General features: G+C 71.9%; 19 protein-coding genes. All 19 read right to left on the reverse strand.

The annotated features are described in order from the left end of the window. Positions 1-64: 64 nt before the first annotated feature. Entirely contained in the window at positions 65-1576 is a 1512-nt protein-coding gene (locus FB470_RS03505; RefSeq protein ID WP_306988695.1) for a YifB family Mg chelatase-like AAA ATPase, read from the reverse strand. Then, positions 1576-1950 (reverse strand): YraN family protein, encoded by a 375-nt coding sequence (locus FB470_RS03510; protein WP_306988696.1) that lies wholly within the window; start codon positions 1948-1950, stop codon positions 1576-1578. The genes FB470_RS03505 and FB470_RS03510 overlap by 1 nt, the downstream gene beginning before the upstream one ends. A gap of 855 nt (positions 1951-2805) precedes the next feature. Next, positions 2806-3129, reverse strand: coding sequence for a DUF2469 domain-containing protein (locus tag FB470_RS03515; protein ID WP_167098488.1), 324 nt, complete (start codon positions 3127-3129; stop codon positions 2806-2808). Continuing rightward, positions 3126-3905, reverse strand: a complete 780-nt coding sequence (locus FB470_RS03520) for a ribonuclease HII (protein WP_306999041.1) — start codon at positions 3903-3905, stop codon at positions 3126-3128. The genes FB470_RS03515 and FB470_RS03520 overlap by 4 nt, the downstream gene beginning before the upstream one ends. A 59-nt stretch (positions 3906-3964) precedes the next feature. Beyond that, the gene (lepB, locus tag FB470_RS03525) at positions 3965-4897 is read right to left on the reverse strand and encodes a signal peptidase I (RefSeq protein ID WP_306988700.1); all 933 of its coding nucleotides are present in this window, start codon (positions 4895-4897) and stop codon (positions 3965-3967) included. 31 nt (positions 4898-4928) lie between these two features. Next, a complete protein-coding gene (rplS, locus tag FB470_RS03530; RefSeq protein ID WP_306988701.1) occupies positions 4929-5288 on the reverse strand; it encodes a 50S ribosomal protein L19 in 360 nt (119 codons plus the stop codon). A gap of 145 nt (positions 5289-5433) precedes the next feature. Continuing rightward, entirely contained in the window at positions 5434-6189 is a 756-nt protein-coding gene (gene trmD / locus FB470_RS03535) for a tRNA (guanosine(37)-N1)-methyltransferase TrmD (protein ID WP_306988703.1), read from the reverse strand. Between the two features lie 21 nt (positions 6190-6210). Further along, positions 6211-6729 (reverse strand): ribosome maturation factor RimM, encoded by a 519-nt coding sequence (gene rimM / locus FB470_RS03540; protein WP_306988705.1) that lies wholly within the window; start codon positions 6727-6729, stop codon positions 6211-6213. 7 nt (positions 6730-6736) lie between these two features. Further along, positions 6737-6976: an RNA-binding protein gene (locus FB470_RS03545; protein WP_179771345.1), complete on the reverse strand. Its 240-nt coding sequence runs from the start codon at positions 6974-6976 to the stop codon at positions 6737-6739. After that, entirely contained in the window at positions 6973-7398 is a 426-nt protein-coding gene (rpsP, locus tag FB470_RS03550) for a 30S ribosomal protein S16 (RefSeq protein ID WP_306988707.1), read from the reverse strand. Before rpsP ends, FB470_RS03545 begins: the two co-directional genes overlap by 4 nt. A gap of 177 nt (positions 7399-7575) precedes the next feature. Next, a complete protein-coding gene (locus FB470_RS03555; protein ID WP_306988709.1) occupies positions 7576-8352 on the reverse strand; it encodes a CPBP family intramembrane glutamic endopeptidase in 777 nt (258 codons plus the stop codon). A 62-nt stretch (positions 8353-8414) separates the two neighbouring features. After that, positions 8415-9161, reverse strand: a complete 747-nt coding sequence (locus FB470_RS03560; RefSeq protein WP_306988711.1) for a CPBP family intramembrane glutamic endopeptidase — start codon at positions 9159-9161, stop codon at positions 8415-8417. A 100-nt stretch (positions 9162-9261) separates the two neighbouring features. Continuing rightward, positions 9262-10326, reverse strand: a complete 1065-nt coding sequence (locus FB470_RS03565; protein ID WP_306988713.1) for an amidohydrolase family protein — start codon at positions 10324-10326, stop codon at positions 9262-9264. Continuing rightward, the gene (ffh, locus tag FB470_RS03570; RefSeq protein ID WP_306988715.1) at positions 10327-11853 is read right to left on the reverse strand and encodes a signal recognition particle protein; all 1527 of its coding nucleotides are present in this window, start codon (positions 11851-11853) and stop codon (positions 10327-10329) included. It lies immediately after the preceding gene. A 78-nt stretch (positions 11854-11931) separates the two neighbouring features. Continuing rightward, a complete protein-coding gene (locus tag FB470_RS03575) occupies positions 11932-12795 on the reverse strand; it encodes a hypothetical protein (RefSeq protein WP_306988716.1) in 864 nt (287 codons plus the stop codon). Between the two features lie 411 nt (positions 12796-13206). Further along, positions 13207-13566 carry a hypothetical protein gene (locus tag FB470_RS03580; protein WP_306988718.1) on the reverse strand — a complete coding sequence of 120 codons (360 nt, stop codon included), beginning with the start codon at positions 13564-13566 and terminating at the stop codon, positions 13207-13209. 46 nt (positions 13567-13612) lie between these two features. Beyond that, a complete protein-coding gene (locus tag FB470_RS03585) occupies positions 13613-15925 on the reverse strand; it encodes a [protein-PII] uridylyltransferase (RefSeq protein WP_306988720.1) in 2313 nt (770 codons plus the stop codon). A gap of 11 nt (positions 15926-15936) precedes the next feature. Beyond that, on the reverse strand, positions 15937-16275 hold the full coding sequence (locus FB470_RS03590; RefSeq protein ID WP_179771355.1) for a P-II family nitrogen regulator: 339 nt from the start codon (positions 16273-16275) through the stop codon (positions 15937-15939). Continuing rightward, complete coding sequence (locus tag FB470_RS03595) at positions 16272-17660, reverse strand: ammonium transporter (RefSeq protein WP_306988721.1); 1389 nt, start codon at positions 17658-17660, stop codon at positions 16272-16274. The genes FB470_RS03590 and FB470_RS03595 overlap by 4 nt, the downstream gene beginning before the upstream one ends. Positions 17661-17703 lie beyond the last annotated feature (43 nt).

Consider the following 17703-nt stretch of genomic DNA (forward strand, 5'->3'; position numbering starts at 1 on the left):
GCCCGGCTCACTCCGTGCGGGCGCTCTGGGATGGAAGGCTGTGGGTCAGGTGGGGTGGGGGCGGTCATGCTGCTCTCCGGTCGCGGAACTCGAGGGCGGCGGCCACGTGGTCGGCGTCGGGCTCGTCGGTTTCGGCTAGGTCGGCCAGGGTCCAGGCGATGCGGAGACAGCGGTCGGCACCGCGGGCTGTCACCGTGCCGCGTTCGAGGCTGCGGTCGAGCAGTGCGGTCGTCGTGCGGGGGAGGGCGAACTCGCGGCGCAGCGCGGGACCCGGGACCTCCGCGTTGGTCTTCCACCCCTGCGCACTCCAGCGGGCGGCGGCGCGGTCACGGGCGGCCAGCACACGCTTGCGCACCACCTCGGTCGGCTCCGGCTCACCGGACTCGTGATTGCTCATCGCGGTCATCGGGCGCAGGCGGACGCGGAGATCCACGCGGTCCAGCAGCGGACCGGACAACCGGCTGAGGTAGCGGCGGCGCTCGGTCGGGGAACAGGAACAGTCGGCCTCCCGCGGCGGCGCACACGGGCACGGGTTGGTGGCCATGACCAGCTGGAACCGCGCCGGGTAGCAGACCGAGCCGCGAGCGCGGGCAATGCGCACCTCGCCCTCCTCCAGGACGGTGCGCAGGGAGTCCAGCCGCTGCGCCCCGAACTCGGGCGCCTCGTCCAGGAACAGCACCCCGCGGTGGGCACGGCTGACCAGACCGGGCGCCGCGATGCCCGCGCCGCCGCCGATCAGGGCCGCTTCGGACACCGAATGGTGCGGCGCGATGAACGGCGGGACCTTGATCAGCGGCGCCGACGGTGACAACGCTCCGTGCACCGAGTGCACGGCTGTGACCTCCAGGGACTCTTCGGTGCCGAGCATCGGCAGGAGCCCGGGCAGGCGTTTGGCCAGCATCGTCTTGCCCACGCCCGGCGGTCCGGACAGCAGCAGGTGGTGACCACCGGCGGCCGCGACTTCGAGAGCCCAGCGCGCTTCTGGTTGGCCGATGACGTCCGCCAGATCGGGCACTTCGGGTGGTTCCTGCTCGACGGGTGGGTCCGGCCGGGTGAGGGCGTTCTCGCCCTCGAGCCAGGCGACCACGTCCCGCAGACGCGCCGCGCCGTAGACCTCCAGGCCGTCCACCAGTGCCGCCTCGACCAGCGAGTGCGACGGGACGATGGCTCGTTTGACCCCGGCCTTGCGCGCCGCGAGCAGGCCGGGCAGGACGCCGCGGATCTCGCGGACCCGGCCGTCGAGCGCGAGCTCGCCCAGCAGCACGGTGCCGAGCAGGCGGGTGGCCGGAACCTTGCCCGCCGAGGCGAGGACGGCCACCGCGATCGCCAGGTCGTAGCCCGATCCCAGCTTGGGCAGGTTCGCAGGGAACAGGCCGAGGGTGAGCTTGTCCTCGGGCCAGTGCTGACCGGAGTTGCGGATGGCCGAGCGGACCCTGTCCTTGGCTTCGCGCAGGCCGGCGTCGGGCAGCCCGACGAGCTTGATGCCGGGCAGGCCGCCGCCCAGATCGGCCTCGACCTCGACCAGCCGGCCGTCCAGTCCGAGCAGGGCCACGGACCAGGCGCGTCCGATGGGCATCAGAACGCCCCCGGAATGTGCCGGACGCGGATCTCGCCACCCGGTTCGGCGTACACGGCGATGACGTCGAAGCGGATCCGGCACCAGCCGACGCGGTGGATGCTGAGCCACTGTCCGGTGAGGCGCCGGATGCGGGCGATCTTGTCCTCGGTGACGGCCTCGGCCGGGTCGCCGAAGCTCTCCCGGGTGCGGGTCTTGACCTCACAGATGACCAGGGTGCGCCCGTCGGTGGCGACGAGGTCGAGCTCGCCCTGGCGGCAGCGCCAATTGCGGGACAGCACGACGAAACCGAGCCGCTGCAGGTGGCGGGCGGCGACGTCCTCGCCCTTGCGGCCGAGCGTCAGGTGGCGGGCAGGTCTTGCCGCGGTGGTCATGGCTGGTCCCCCAGGTCGGTCGATCACGTGCCATCGACAGTGCCAGGACCTGCGGTTTCGCCGACAGATGCAGTTGCCGGGCCTGTGGACAAGTGGGGTGTTGTGGACAACCGCGGCGGATCGCGATGCGGGGCGGCGGGATTGTCGGCCCCCTCTGGTAGGGGCCGCGTTCGGGACCTCGGGGCCTGCGGTGCAGGTCGCGCAGCGCGGTGGGACAGCCCTGGACGCGGTGGCGCGACGAGGGGCGGGCCTTGGGGAACCGAAATGAGGGACGCCGTGGCCTGGGCGGCGGAGGCCGGGGACGGTGGAAAACGCTCGGGGAAGGTGCCCCGCGGTAGGGGCCGGCGGGGCTGCCGTGGAAGGAGCGCTTCGAGGCGCAAGCGTGGAGATCGCGGATGTGGGCGCGGAATGCGGGACCCCTCCGGCACCCGCGCGGGCGTCGGTGGGGGAAGAGGGCTGCCAGCGGTCCACGGGTTAGGCAGTGGTTTCGAGCCGAACGGGCGACGGAGACGACGGGCGTCGCGAACCACGGCGGGTGCAAGGCGCGGGACCGGTGGAACGCGCACGGATAAAAGGTGCCCCGTGAAGAGGGCCGGGGGTGCGATGGGAGGAGCGCTTCAAGGGCGCAAGCGTGGTAATCGCGGCGGGAAGGCCAGGAGCGGCGGCGGACACGGCGCGGCGGTGGCAGCGACAGCGGCGCGGCAGCGACGGGAGCGGCGCTGCGGCAGCGGCACGGCAGCAGCAGCGGGCGGCAGGAGCAGCGGCGGGAGGGACCCGCGGGCGAAGACTCCGCGGGCACAAAGACGAGGGACGTCCCCCGGCTGGAGGACGTCCCCGGCGAGACTGGCGAGCGCCTCAGCCCGAGAAGGGGCCCTCCTCGGGCAGGCGCAGCTCGGGCTTTTCCAGCTCCTCCACGTTCACGTCCTTGAACGTGATGACCCGGACGTTCTTGACGAAGCGGGCCGGCCGGTACATGTCCCACACCCAGGCGTCGGACATGCGGACCTCGAAGTAGACGTCTCCCCCGCTGTCCCTGACCTGCACGTCCACCGCGTTGGCCAGGTAGAACCGCCGCTCGGTCTCCACCACGTACGAGAACTGGCTGACGATGTCGCGGTACTCGCGGTACAGCGACAGCTCCATCTCGGTCTCGTACTTCTCGAGATCCTCTGCGCTCATGAAATCCGCGCCCCTCCTCGCGAGTTCGACCGGTCTCCGGCGGCGGAACTCCCATTCTGGACCACTGCGCCCTCCAGAGCACGCACCGGAGCATCGGACTGCCCCAACGCAGCAGCGGTGAGCATGACCTTCCGCGGCGGTCGCATGCCGTGCGCGGCGGCCGCCGCCGCCACGTTGGTGTACGACCACCGGTGTACCTCACACGGCCCGTGTTCGACGAGCGCCGCGCCGTGGTCCACGGTCGTGTACCCCTTGTGCACATCGAATCCGTACACCGGGAACTTCCCGTGCATCTCGGCCATGATGCGGTCCCGCGTCACCTTCGCCAGCACCGACGCGGCCGCCACGCACGCGACCGCCCGGTCCCCCTTGATCACCGGCACGCTCGGCGCCGGCAGACCCGGCACCTTGAAACCGTCCGTCAGCACGTAGCCCGGACACTCCCGCAACCCCGCCACCGCCCGGCGCATGCCCTCGATGTTGGTGACGTGGATACCGAGCTGGTCCACCTCTTCAGGTGAGATGACGACGATCGAGTAGTCCAGAGCCCGCACGAGGAGCCGCTCGTACACCCGGTCCCGGGCCAGCGGCGTGAGCAGCTTCGAATCGTTGAGCTCGGTCAGCCGGGCGGCGTCCCCCGGCCGGAGCACGCACGAGGCCACCACCAGCGGGCCCGCGCAGGCCCCGCGGCCCGCCTCGTCGACCCCGGCCACCGGGCCGAGACCGCGGCGGTCGAGAGCCGACTGCAGACTCCACGCCGTCTCGCCCCGGACGATCGCCCTGGGCGGGCGGAACGAGGTCGAGAACACCGTGGCCGAAGACCTACCCAACCTGGTTACCGCTTTCGCTCGACCGCCTCGCGCACCTTCGAGCCCAGCCGCCGCCCGCCCCGCACCACGGGCCACGCGGCGACGAAACCGAACCCGAGCGGGACGCCTTCCTGCCACGACGGAGCGCTCATCCCGAGCGCCACCGGCTGGGCGTCGGCCTGCGGGTTGTGGTCGCTGACCCCACCCCACCGGCTCGGCGGCAGCACGATGATCCTGGCCTTGCCGATGATGTTGTCGACCGGCACAGCCCCGCGGACACCGCCGCCGCCCTGGCAGCGCGAGTCACACGAGTCGTTGCGGTTGTCGCCCATCACCCAGACGTAGCCCTCCGGCACCGTCACCGGATCGAAGGAATCCTGCCGGTCCTCAGCGGGATTCTCCCAGTGGATGTAGGGCTCGTCCAGGGCCTTGCCGTCCACGACGACCCGGTTCTGGGCGTCACAGCACTGCACGGTCTGGCCGCCGGTCGCGATGATCCGCTTGACGAAGTCACGCTCGTCCGGCGGGGCCAGACCGAAGACCGATCCGACGTCCTGGAAGAAGCGCACCACGGCGTTGCCCGAGCGCTCGGTCGGAGCCTCGTTCTCGACCCACGGCTCGGGGCCCTTGAACACCACGACGTCACCCGGTCCCGGATCGGTGAAGTCGTAGGTGACCTTGTCGACGAGAACCTTGTCGCCGTAGCACCCGGTGCAGCCGTGCAGCGTCGTTTCCATCGATCCCGAGGGAATCGTGTAGACCCGCGCCAGGAAATGCTGGAACACGAATGCCAGCGCCAGCGCGACGACGATCAGAATCGGCAGTTCGACCCAGAACGAGCGCTGTTTCTTGGGTTTGCGGCGGCGCCGTTTCCCCTTTGCGCCGGCATCGGCACTCTCGTCCGGATTCGGGCGTTCGGGCTCGTCCTCAGCGGCGCTGGAAGGCACAGGTTCGACCACTTCGCCAGGCTATCGGAGAACGTCCGAGCCCTCAGGACGCGGTCGGGGCCTCGCGGCGCTCCTTGATCTTGGCGGCCTTGCCGCGCAGCTCACGCAGGTAGTAGAGCTTGGCGCGACGCACGTCACCGCGCTTGTGCACCTCGATCTTCGAGATGTTCGGGCTGTGCACCGGGAAAGTGCGCTCCACGCCCACACCGAACGAAACCTTGCGCACGGTGAAGGTCTCGCGAATACCGCCGCCCTGGCGGCGGATCACGACGCCCTGGAAAACCTGAACACGCTCACGGTTTCCCTCGATGACGCGAACGTGCACCTTCAGCGTGTCACCCGGGCGGAAGTGCGGAATGTCGGAACGCAGCGACTGAGCGTCCAGGGCGTCCAGGGTGTTCATCGGGAGTCCGTCCTCGTCCTTCGTCTGTCTGGCAGTCATCCGAGCACGCGCACACTCACTAGGCAGGCGACCCGGGGGCTTGTGGCAGGCACGCACCACTGGTACGGCCAACCTGTCAAGTATTGCAGACGCGTCCCCGGCCGGATCACCCGGCCTGCCGCTGCCCGGACCGGACACGGTCGAGCACGGCGAGATCGCGCTCGTCCAGCGTACCGTCCGGCAGCCGGTCGAGGAGATCGGGGCGGCGCAGCAGGGTGCGTTCCAGCGCCTGGTCGCGCCGCCAGCGGTCGATCAGCGCGTGGTTGCCCGAGCGCAGCACCTCGGGCACGGACAGGTCGCGCCAGACCTCGGGGCGCGTGTAACTGGGTCCCTCGAGCAACCCGTCGGAGAAGGAGTCCTGCTCGGCCGACACGGGGTTGCCCAGCACACCGGGCAGCAGCCGGACGGTGGCCTCGACCATGACCAGCACCGCGGCCTCGCCGCCGACCAGGACGTAGTCGCCGATGGACACCTCGTCGACCGGCATCCGGCGCGCGGCGTCGTCGATGACCCGCTGGTCGATGCCCTCGTAGCGGCCGCAGGCGAACACCAGGTGCTTCTCGCGGGCGTACGAATGTGCCACGTCCTGTGTGAACGGCCGGCCCGCCGGTGTGGGCACGACCAGGCGGGTGTCCGGTCCGCAGACCGCGTCCAGGGCGTCGCCCCACACCTGCGGCTTCATGACCATGCCGGGGCCGCCGCCGTAGGGGGCGTCGTCGACCGCGCGGTGCACGTCGTGGGTCCAGTCCCGCAGATCGTGCACCCCGACCTCGATCAGCCCGCGCTCGATGGCGCGGCCCAGCAGCGCGGCCCGCAGCGGGTCCAGGTACTCGGGGAAGATGGTGACGACGTCGATCCGCACGGCGCGAGGGTAACCAGCCCGTCAGCCGGCGTCGTCGAGCAGGCCCTCGGGCGGTTCGATGACGACGCGTCCGCCGGCGACGTCCACCACGGGCACGATCGCCTGCACGAACGGCACGAGCACGGTGCGGCCGTCGCGGTCGATCGCGAGCAGTTCCCCGTGCGGGGCGTGCACGACCTCCTGCACGGTGCCGACGACCTCGCCGTCGCCCAGCTCGGCACGCAGACCCTCGAGTTCGTGGTCGTAGAACTCGTCCGGGTCGTCGGTGGGCGGCAGGTCGGCGGTGTCGGCGAGCAGCAGGGCGCCGCGCAGGGCCTCGGCGGCCTCGCGCGTGACGACCTGCTCGAAGGTGACCAGCAGCCGCCCGCCGTGGGGGCGGGCGGCTGCGATGGTCAGCGGGCGCGTGGTGCCGTCGCGGAAGCGGGCGGTCACCGTCGCGCCGTCGCGGAAGCGTTCCTCGGGCGAGTCGGTCCGGATGTCCACGGCGAGTTCACCGCGGACCCCATGGGCCTTCGCGACCCGCCCGACGACGACGTCCACGGATGGGTCAGCGGTCGGTGTCGACGACATCCACGCGGACGCCGCGGCCACCGATGCCGCCCATGACGGTGCGCAGCGCGGTCGCGGTCCGGCCGCCACGGCCGATGACCTTGCCGAGGTCGTCCGGGTGGACGTGGACCTCGAGCGTGCGACCGCGGCGGGTGGTGATCAGGTCGACCCGGACCTCGTCCGGGTTGTCCACGATCCCGCGCACCAGGTGTTCGAGGGAGTCGGCGAGGAAGCTCACGCCTCGTCCTTGGCCGCCTCGTCGTCGGCCTTGCGGGCCGGCTTCTTCTTCGGCGTGGTGGCCTCGTTGGAGGGCTCGTCACCGGCCGCCGCGAGGGCCTGGTTGAACAGCTCCTCCTTGGTCGGCTTCGGCGGAGCGGTCTTCAGCGTGCCCTCGGCGCCCGGCAGGCCCTTGAACTTCTGCCAGTCACCGGTGATCTCCAGGATGCGCTGCACCGGCTCGGTCGGCAGGGCGCCGACGCCCAGCCAGTACTGGGCGCGCTCGGAGTCGACCTCGATGAAGCTCGGCTCCGACTTCGGGTGGTACTTGCCGATCGTCTCGATGGCCTTGCCGTCCCGGCGGGTGCGCGCGTCGGCGACGATGATGCGGTAGTACGGCGCACGGATCTTGCCGAGGCGCTGGAGCTTGATCTTGACGGCCACGGTGTGTGGGTACTCCTTGGTTCTCTGCTGTGCTCGCGGGTGTCGGGTCACGATCCGTGTGGGGACACCGGACGAGTACCCGAAGCTTTTCGGTCGCCACGGCACGGTGAGAGGGCCCGGCCGCAGCAGGCAAGCGACTATTCTGCCAGACCCGCTCGCGTGCCCTGCGACCGGCGTCTAGATGGACATCACGCCCAGGGCGGTCAGCAGCATCGCGACCGCGGGCAGGAAGTTGTTCATCTGGTGCGCGACGATGCTGCCCAGCAGGCGGCCGGTGAACAGCCGGGCCAGGCCGATCGGGATGGCGATGACCAGCAGCAGCGTGGTGCGCAGCGGCTCCAGGTGGCTGGCCGCGAAGACCGCAGTGGACAGCAGGAACGCCGCCAGCCGGGCCCACTTCTCCTGGCCCCAGTGCAGCCGTTCGACCGCGTTCCACAGCAGGCCGCGGTAGATGATCTCCTCGCAGATCGGCCCGAGCAGCCACAGGTAGGCGAACATCACGACCGCGGCGCTCACCGACATGGGTTGCTCCTCGACCAGCGCGCTGATCGCCGACCCGGCGTTGGCCTCGCCGACCACCTGGGTCCAGACGAACGCGCTGACCGTGGTCAGCACCAGGCCGAACGTGCCGAGCTTGAGCCCGAGCTTCACGTCGTCCCAGCGCCAGGACAGCCGCAGGTCGACCAGCGGCCCGTTGCCGCGCACCTTGGTGATCAGGATCGCGACCAGCGCGGCGAGGACGGTCGGGGCCATGGTGCCGATCAGGACGTCCCGCGCGGGCAGCGGCTGACCGGGCGGCGCCGGCCCGAGCAGGACGCTGACGAACGCGGCGGAGGCCAGCAGCACGGCCTCGACGACGAGGAACGCGCCGAACCCCCAGCGGTGCCCGGGGTGGGACGCGGCCTCCGCGGCGGGCAGATCAGGCTGATCCAGCTCGCCCGGGTGTGCCGTCACGGCGTGCCTCCCTCTCCACCTAGCCCAGCACCTCCCGAGCCTAGTCGCCATGGTCGTTCCGCTCAGGACCCGGTGAACAGCATCAACGCCGGGGCCAGGTTGTTCGCCGCGTGCGCGACGAAACTCGCCCCCACCCGCCCGGTGCGCAGCCGGGCCGCGCCGATCACCAGGCCCTGCGCGAGCAGGGCCAGCGTGCGCGTCGGCTCGCCGTGCAGGTACGCGAACACGACCGCGGTGAGCACGAGGATCACCCACCGCGGGATGCGGTGGTGCTCGAGCGCGCCCCACAGGGCGCCGCGCATGAGCAGTTCCTCGGCCATGGGGGTGGCGACCACGACGACGAGCGCGGCGAGCGCGAGCCACAGGACCTCGTCGGAGCCACCGTCCTCGGCGAGGTCGGTGAGGGGGCTGTCGGTGACGCGGTCGGTGCCGTAGATGCCCAGCAGCACGAGGTTGACCAGGTAGCCGGCGAGCAGGGCGAGGACACCGCAGGCCAGGCCCACCTTCACGTCCCGCAGGTCGGGCAGCCAGCCGAAGTCGGCCCGCGGACCGTTGCCCCAGCGGCGTGACGCGACCAGCGGGGCGAGACCGAGCAGCAGGCTGGGCACGAACGCGAGCAGCAGCACCGGGCCGACGTCGAGCAGTTCGAGCGGGTCGACGCTGGCGTGGCCGGACCGCATCGCGGTCATCACGACGGTGACGAGGTGGTAGACCCCGAGCCCGGCGAAGAACGCGAGGAACCCCCAGTGGGCACCGAGGACCGGCCGGGTGCGCGACGCCTCCCCGACGCCCTGGTTCACGGATCCCATGGAGCCAGGCTATGTGGCTGGGCGCGAGCATTCGACCCCGGGGCGTGAGCGGTGTCACCGGAACGGGGCGCCGGACGGGCCCGCCGGCAGCGTCCGCGCCTCAGCGGACGATCGCGCCGCGCAGGACGATGTGCCGTGGGTTGCGCAGGGCGGACAGGTCCTCGCGCGGGTCGGGGTCGAGGACCAGGAAATCGGCCGGCGCGCCCTCGGTCAGCCCGGGGTGGCCGAGCCAGTCGCGGGCCGCCCACGAACCGGCCGCCAGCGCCTGCTCGGCGGTCATCCCCGCGCGGTGCAACGCTTCCAGCTCGTCCACCAGGCGCCCGTGGGCGATCATGCCGCCCGCGTCGCTGCCCGCGTAGACCGCCACACCGGCGTCGAGCGCGTTGCCGACCAGATCGCCGACGCGGGCGTGCAGCGCGCGCATGTGGTCCGCGTACACCGGGTACTTGCCGGCCGAGTCGGCGATGCCCGGGAAGTTCTCGATGTTGATCAGCGTCGGCACCAGCGCCGTGCCGCGGCGGGCCATCTCGGCCAGCAGCGAGGTGTCCAGACCGGTGCCGTGCTCGAGGCAGTCGATGCCGGCGTTGATCAGTCCGGGCAGGGCGTCCTCGCCGAAGACGTGCGCCGTGACGCGGGCGCCGGCCTCGTGCGCGACCTTGATCGCCTCGGCAAGCACGTCGTCCGGCCACAGTGGAGCGAGGTCGCCGGCGGACCGGTCGATCCAGTCGCCGACCAGCTTGACCCAGCCGTCGCCGTCGGCGGCCTGCTCGGCGACCGCGGCGGGCAGCTGGTCCGGGTCCTCCAGGTCGAGGCCCAGGTTCGGGATGTACCGCTTGGGCCGCGCCAGGTGCTTGCCCGAGCGGATGATCCGCGGCAGGTCGGCGCGTTCCTGCAGGGGACGCGTGTCGATCGGCTGACCGCAGTCGCGGATCAGCAGCGTGCCCGCGTCCCGGTCGGCCAGCGCGTTCGCCACCGCGCCGTCGAGGCCGGTGGGACCGCCGGGACCGATCGCCGGGTGGCAGTGGGCGTCCACCAGTCCGGGCACCAGGAAACCGTCCTCGACGAGCGTGGCCGCGCCCGCCACCGGGGAGAACGTGACCCTGCCGTCGCCGACCCAGACGTCGCGCTGCTCACCGTCGGGCAGCACCACCGCGCGCAGGTGCATCTACTTGTTCTTCGGCAGCTTGAACTTCGACGGGTCGAAGCCGGGCACGTCGTTCATGCCACCGCCGAGCTGGGAGAGGTCGGGCATGCCACCACCGGCGCCGCCGGGCGGGAGCATCGGCATTCCGCCGGGGAACCCGCCGCGCACCTTGGGCTGCGTCGGGCCCTTGCCCTTCTTCCCCTTCTTGCCCTTCTTGCGCTTGGTCGCGCTGCCGCCGCCGAAACCGAAGCGCCCGGCCATCTGCTGCATCATCTTGCGGGCTTCGAAGAACCGGTTGACCAGGTCGTTGACCTCGCGCACCGTCACGCCCGAACCCTGCGCGATGCGCTGGCGGCGGGAGCCGTTGATCATCTTCGGATCGGCCCGCTCGGCGGGGGTCATGCCGCGGATGATCGCCTGCAGCCGGTCCAGGTGCTTGTCGTCGACCTGGGCGAGCTGGTCCTTCATCTGCCCGGCGCCGGGCAGCATGCCGAGCAGGTTGCCGATCGGGCCCATCTTGCGGACCGCGAGCATCTGCTCCAGGAAGTCCTCGAGGGTGAGCTGGCCGGTGCCCAGCTTCGCCGCGGCCTTCTCGGCCTGCTCCTGGTCGAAGGCCTGCTCGGCCTGCTCGATCAGGGTGAGCAGGTCGCCCATGCCCAGGATCCGGCTGGCCATCCGGTCCGGGTGGAAGGTGTCGAAGTCCTCGAGCTTCTCACCGTTGGAGGCGAACAGGATCGGCTGACCGGTGACCTGCCGCACGGACAGCGCCGCACCACCGCGGGCGTCACCGTCGAGCTTGGTCAGGACCACGCCGGTGAAGCCGACGCCGTCGCGGAACGCCTCGGCCGTGGTGACCGCGTCCTGACCGATCATCGCGTCGACGACGAAGAGGATCTCGTCCGGCTCGACCGCGTCGCGGATGTCCGCGGCCTGCTTCATCAGCTCCTCGTCGACACCGAGCCGCCCGGCGGTGTCGACGATGACGATGTCGTGCTGCGCGTGCCTGGCCTCGTCGATGCCGCGGCGGGCGACGTCGACCGGGTCGCCGACACCGTTGCCCGGCTCGGGCGCGAACGTCTGCACCCCGGCGCGCTCACCGACGACCTGCAGCTGCGTGACCGCGTTCGGGCGCTGGAGGTCGCACGCGACCAGCAGCGGCGCGTGCCCCTGCTTCTTGAGGAACAGCGCGAGCTTGCCGGCCAGCGTCGTCTTACCGGAACCCTGCAGACCGGCGAGCATGATCACCGTCGGCGGGTTCTTGGCCAGGCTCAGGCGGCGGGTCTCGCCACCGAGGATGCCGACCAGCTCCTCGTTGACGATCTTGATGACCTGCTGCGCCGGGTTGAGGGCCTCGGAGACCTCCGCACCCTTCGCGCGTTCCTTGACGTGCGCGATGAACTCCCGGACGACGGGCAGCGCGACGTCCGCCTCCAGCAGCGCGATACGGATCTCGCGCGCGGTGGCGTCGATGTCGGCGTCGGTCAGCTTCCCCTTGCCCCGCAGGTTCTGCAGGACCGAAGTGAGCCGGTCGGAGAGGGTGTCGAACACGGGTGTGCACGCTCCAGCTGGTCGTGGTTGTCCGCCTGCGGCGTCTCTCCAGGGTAGCCGCTGCGACCGGGCAGGCTGTCAGGCCCGCCGTTCGGCCAGCAGCCGCATCCCGCCGGGCTCCAGCAGCACCACGCACGGCACCAGCTCGGTGGTGTCGTACTCCGAGCCCAGCACCTGTTCGTGGATCACCTCGGCCCAACCGGAGTCCGCGCCCGCCACGACCAGCTCGTCCGGGCAGGGCAGGCCGACCACCAGCCGCTCCTCGCCGAGGTTGCGGGCCATCTGCTCGCCGAAGTCGTCCAGCGCGAGCGCCGAACCGGCCAGCCAGTCCTCCCGGGTCAGGTGCAGCAGGTCGCCGCGCTCGCCGCGGTGACCGGTGACGCGCAGACCGCGCTTGAGGTTCGCACCCGCCTCGGCCATCAGCTCCGCGAACGGCGGCGAGCCCGCCTCCTGGTAGCCGTGCGTGGTGAGATGGTTCATACCGAGCGTGCCGCGCGGGGTGGGCCCGACGTGGGCCAGGCCGACCGACAGCCGGCCGGGCACCAGCGGGTGGTGCGGGATCGAGCCGAGCAACTCGGCCCGCGGCGACGACGCGCTCCACAGCACCGGCAGCAGCACCGGCGCGGGCGCGGCCTGTTCCGCCAGCACGCGCTCGGCCTCGGCGAACGCGGCCGCCCAGCCGTCCGGGCCGGGGCGGTCGAAGCTGTAGGTGTGCCGGGCGCCGGGGAACATCAGGGCCACGAACCCGAGGTCTTCGGCGGAGGGTTCCCACTCGCTGTAGACGGCGGTGACGTCCGCGGGCTGGACCTGACGTTCGGCGCGCACCTGGGCCCACGCCTGCCGCAGGGCGTCGTCGGCCACGGTCGGGGCACTCGCGACGACCGGATCGTCCAAGCCGTGCGCCTGGAAGGCGACGAGGTTCTGCGTCACGTCCGTGTTCACGCCGCGCTCACCAGCCATGCCGGCGCCGGGTGGGCCGCCGCCTCGCTCGTCAGGCAGCTCGGAATCAGCAGATGCAGCATGCGCGACATCCAACCGCGCGGGGGGAAGCGCGGGTGGCCCGCCCCCTCGCCGGGCCACCCGCACACGCACGCCGCGGGCGCCGGTCCCCCGTGCTCGCCGAACCCCCAGTACCAGCGAGAGCCCCTCGGACATCCGTGGCGTGATGTCCTCAAGACTGCCGGTCCCACGAGGGCCGGGGCAGCGTGAAGACCCCCAAGTAGCCCTAGGTAGGTCTACTCAGGAACCGTGTGTGCGCAGGGGTGTGACCCACCTCGGCCGGGAGCGTGACGCGGGTTCGCGAAGAATTTTTCGGCGCCTCGACCGTGCCGCCGGCCTTGGTTCGCCAGGCGGCTACAGACGCGTGCTCTCGCCGGCGTTCACGGCGATGTAGGCGGCCAGCGGCTCGCTCTCGCCGAGCGCGTCGGCCGAATAGCCGAACGCCGCGCCCGCCGCCTGGAGGATCTCCACCAGCGCGGCCATTTCGGCCGGCGGCATCGCGGCCAGCGCGCCGTGACGCGCCTCGCCGAGCCGGCCGGCGAGCCCGGTGAGCGCGCCGGACAGGTGCCGCTGACCGGCGACGAGGTGCCTGAGGACGGCGACGATCTCGCCGAGGTCGGTTTCCGGCGCCCGGTCCAGCTCGGCGGCGCAGGCCTCCAGGTGGGCCGCGGCGACCGTGAGCGGCAGGATCGTCGACTCGGGCACGACAGCCATCCTGCCACCACCGATCGGGAAAACCGCGGCGACACCCCGCGGCGGATCATGACGCGGCGGTGAGCACCGCCTGCTCGACCCGCTGCCGCCACGCCGGGTCCACCCGGCCTTCGCGCGGCGAGACCGCGAACGAGTCGACGACCGCGGCGCCCAGGGTCGCCACCTTGGCCCACTTCACCTCGGCGCCGCAGGACTGCAGCGCACCGGCCACCCGGTAGAGCAGCCCGATCCGGTCGGTGGCCCGCAGCTCCAGCACGACGGTGCTGGGCCCGCTGGTCTCGTCGTCGAACCACAGCACCTTCGGCTTGGCCGCCACCCGGGTCGGCTGGTAGTCGCGTTCCTTCGCGGCGAGCTTCGCCTCGAGCGCGAGCCCGCCGGCGACCGCCCGCGCGAACTGTTCGCGCAGCAGCGACGGATCGGGCAGGGACCCGAACTTCGGGGACGCGGTGAAGATCCCTGCCCGGCCGCCGTCGTGGCCACGCAGCACGGCCGTGTGGACCTCCAGCGAGTGGAGGGCGAGCACCCCGGCCGCCGGGGCGAGCAGGTCGGTGCGGGCCGGCGCGGCGACCACGACCGTGGCCATCTTGCCGTCGTGGGTGATCAGCACCTCGCTGCGACCGGAGGCGACGGCCGCCGCGACCAGCTCGCGCCGTCGCGCGTCGAGCGGTTCGGGCGGGCTGAACCCCTTGCCCTGCACCACCTGACGGCAGCGGTTGACCAGGCCGGCGACCAGCCCGGCCTTCCAATCGGTCCACATGCCCGGCCCGGTGGCCAGCGAGTCGGCCAGCGTCAGCGCGTGCAGCAGCTCGAGCAGGACCACGTCGTGGTCGACGGTCTTCACCACGCGCGCCACCGTGGCCGGTTCCTCGATGTCGCGGCGGGTCGCGGTGTGCGCCAGCAACAGGTGGTGCCGGACCGCGGCCGAGACGAGCGCCGCGTCGGCGGCGGGCAGACCGATCCGCTCGGCCACCTGCAGCGAGATCGCCGCACCCAGTTCGGAGTGGTCGGCCTCGCGGCCCTTGCCGATGTCGTGCAGCAGCGCGGCCAGCAGCAGCAGGTCGGGCCGGGACACCGTGGTGGTGAGCTTCGCGGCCTCGACCGCGGTCTGCACGAGGTGCCGGTCGACGGTCCACGAGTGCACCGGCTCGCGCGGCGGCAGGTCCCGCACCGCGCCCCACTCCGGGAACAGCCGTGCCCACAAGCCGGTGCGGTCCAGCGCCTCGACCGCGTCGATCAGGCCCTCGCCCGCGCCCAGCAGCTCGGTGAGCGAGTCCCGCGCGTCAGCGGGCCACGGCGTGCGCAGCTCCGGCGCGGAATCGGCCAGGGTGCGCAGGGTGCCGTGCGAGATCGGCGTGCGGGTGCGGGCGGAGGCGGCCGCGACGCGCAGCAGCAGCGCCGGGTCCTTCGCCGGCACCGCGTCACGGGCCAGCGCGACTTCGGTGCCGTGCAGGACAACGCCGTCGTCCAGCGGGGTCCGGCTCGGCCGCCGCCCGAACCGCCCGCGTGGCGGCTCGGCGGTGGCGCGCAACGCGACGTCCACCGCGTACCCGACCGCACGGCCGGCGCCGGACAGCTTGCGCGCCAAGGTGAACCGGTCGCCGAAGCCGAGTTCGGCGGACACCAGTTCGGCGTCCACACCGGACAGCACGTCCCGGTCGCGCCGCAGTTCGCGGCGCATCTCGGTGCGGACGTCCAGCAGCAGCTCGCGCGCGTCCCGCAGCTCCTCCCCCGGGCGGTCGGTGAGCTGGGCCGCGGCGAGCGCCTCCAGCACCCCGAGGTCACGCAGACCGCCCCGGCCGTGCTTCAGGTCCGGCTCGGCGGACTGGGCGATCTCCCCGCTGCGCTGCCAGCGCCGGCGGGTCGACTCGGCCAGTTCCGGCAGGCGTTTGCGGGCCGTGCGGCGCCACTGGTCGCGCGCCGCGGTGGCGAGCCTGCCGGTCAGCTCGGCGTCCCCGGCGATGTGCCGGGCGTCGAGCAGACCCATCGCGGTCCGCAGGTCCTCCGAGGCGACCTGGAGGGCCTCCCCGGGTGTGCGGACCGAGTGGTCGAGGCCGATGCGCGCGTCCCACAGCGGGTACCACAGCGCATCGGCGATTTCGGCGATCCCCGGGTGCTGGTTGTGGACCAGAACGAGGTCCAGGTCCGAGAACGGCACGAGCTCGCGGCGGCCGAGACCGCCGACGGCGACCAGCGCGACACCGGGTTCGGCGGTGTCCACGCCGGCCGCCGCGGCGGCCTTGCCGAGCCAGAACTCGTACAGGTCCACCAGCGCGGCGCGCAGTGCGGACGCACCGAGCCTGCCGTGCCGGCCTTCCAGCAACCGGTTCGCCGCCTCGGCGAGTTGCCCCCCGACGACCATGTGGTGCGTCCCTACAGCGCGTCCGTACCGCGTTCGCCGGTACGGACCCGGACCACGGTCTCCACCGGGGTCACCCACACCTTGCCGTCACCGATCTTGCCGGTGTGCGCGGCGTTGACGATGGCCTCGATGACCTTTTCGACGTTCGAGTCGTCGGTGAGGACCTCGACCCGCAGCTTGGCCACGAAGTCGACGGCGTACTCGGCGCCGCGGTAGACCTCGGTGTGGCCCTTCTGGCGGCCGTAGCCCTGCACCTCGCTGACGGTCATGCCGAGCGTGCCCAGCTGTTCCAGGGCGGCGCGGATGTCGTCGAGGGTGAACGGCTTGACGATCGCGGTGATCAGCTTCATGCCTTGCTCCCTTCCAGTGCCGCGCCGTCCTTCGAGGGCAGCGAAGCGGGGATCGATCCACTGTGGCCGCCGATGCTGCCGCCCGCGAAGTCGTACGCGCTCTCCGCGTGCTGGGCCTCGTCGATGCCGGTGACCTCGTCCTCCTTGCTGACCCGGAAACCGCCGAGGAGCTTGATGACGCCACCGATGATGAAGGTCAGCACGAACGAGTACCCCATCACCGCGAAGGCCGCCGCGGCCTGCTTGCCCAGCTGGGTGAAGCCGCCGCCGTAGAAGAGGCCGTCCGCGCCGAGGGAGTTGACGCTGGTGGTGCCGAAGAAGCCGATCAGCAGCGTGCCGACCAGACCGCCGACCAGGTGGACGCCCACCACGTCGAGCGAGTCGTCGAAGCCCAGCTTGAACTTCAGGCTCACGGCGAGCGCGCAGATCGCACCGGCGATGACACCGATCGCGATCGAGCCGAGCGGCGTCACGAAACCGGCGGCCGGGGTGATGGCCACCAGTCCGGCCACCGCGCCGGAAGCCGCGCCGAGGGTGGTCGGCTTGCCGAAGCGCAGCTGCTCGACGATCAGCCAGCCCAGCACCGCGGCGGCGGTGGCGACGGTGGTGTTGGCGAAGGCGACACCGGCCAGGTCACCGGCGCTGAGCGCGGAACCGGCGTTGAAGCCGTACCAGCCGAACCACAGCAGACCCGCGCCCAGCAGGACGAACGGGACGTTGTGCGGGCGGCCGGTCTCGCGCGGCCAGCCGCGCCGCTTGCCGAGGACGAGGGCGAGCGCGAGGCCCGCGGCACCGGCGTTGATGTGGACCGCGGTGCCACCGGCGAAGTCGAGCGCCTTGAGCTTGTTGGCGATCCAGCCGCCGACGGCGTCCGGGCTCAGGAAACCGTCGAAGGCGAACACCCAGTGCGCCACCGGGAAGTACACGATCGTGACCCAGACGACGACGAACAGGGCCCAGCCCCAGAACTTGGCGCGGTCGGCGATCGCGCCGGAGATCAGCGCCGGGGTGATGATCGCGAACATGAGCTGGAACATGGCGAACACGAGCATCGGGATGCCGTCGCCGCCCGGCCACGGGATCTCCGGCGTCGTGCCGGTCGCCGCGGTGGCGAACCCGACCACGTGCCCCCACGTGTCGGCCAGGCCGGCGTGGCCGAAGTTGCCCAGCAGCCCACCGAACGCGTCGCTGCCGAAGGACATCGTGAACCCGTAGAGGGTCCACAGCACGGCGACGATCGCCAGGCAGATGAAGTTCATCATGAGCATGTTCAGGACGCTCTTCACGCGGACCATGCCGCCGTAGAAGAACGCCAGCCCTGGTGTCATGAGCATGACCAGCGCGGCGCTGGCCAACACCCACGCGGTGTCTCCTGCGTTCAGCACATCGTCCTCCCGTACCCGAGGTGGTGCCCGGGAGTGTTCGACT

Source organism: Amycolatopsis thermophila, from assembly GCF_030814215.1.
Classification (GTDB): Bacteria; Actinomycetota; Actinomycetes; order Mycobacteriales; family Pseudonocardiaceae; genus Amycolatopsis_E; species Amycolatopsis_E thermophila.

Coding starts and splice junctions, on each gene's coding strand:
- FB470_RS03505 (WP_306988695.1), bottom strand. CDS start 1,576: ATGCCCATCGGACGCGCCTGGTCCGTGGCCCTGCTCGGACTGGACGGC.
- FB470_RS03510 (WP_306988696.1), bottom strand. CDS start 1,950: ATGACCACCGCGGCAAGACCTGCCCGCCACCTGACGCTCGGCCGCAAG.
- FB470_RS03515 (WP_167098488.1), bottom strand. CDS start 3,129: ATGAGCGCAGAGGATCTCGAGAAGTACGAGACCGAGATGGAGCTGTCG.
- rplS (WP_306988701.1), bottom strand. CDS start 5,288: ATGAACACCCTGGACGCCCTGGACGCTCAGTCGCTGCGTTCCGACATT.
- FB470_RS03560 (WP_306988711.1), bottom strand. CDS start 9,161: ATGGGATCCGTGAACCAGGGCGTCGGGGAGGCGTCGCGCACCCGGCCG.
- FB470_RS03565 (WP_306988713.1), bottom strand. CDS start 10,326: ATGCACCTGCGCGCGGTGGTGCTGCCCGACGGTGAGCAGCGCGACGTC.
- FB470_RS03580 (WP_306988718.1), bottom strand. CDS start 13,566: ATGGCTGTCGTGCCCGAGTCGACGATCCTGCCGCTCACGGTCGCCGCG.
- FB470_RS03585 (WP_306988720.1), bottom strand. CDS start 15,925: ATGGTCGTCGGGGGGCAACTCGCCGAGGCGGCGAACCGGTTGCTGGAA.
- FB470_RS03590 (WP_179771355.1), bottom strand. CDS start 16,275: ATGAAGCTGATCACCGCGATCGTCAAGCCGTTCACCCTCGACGACATC.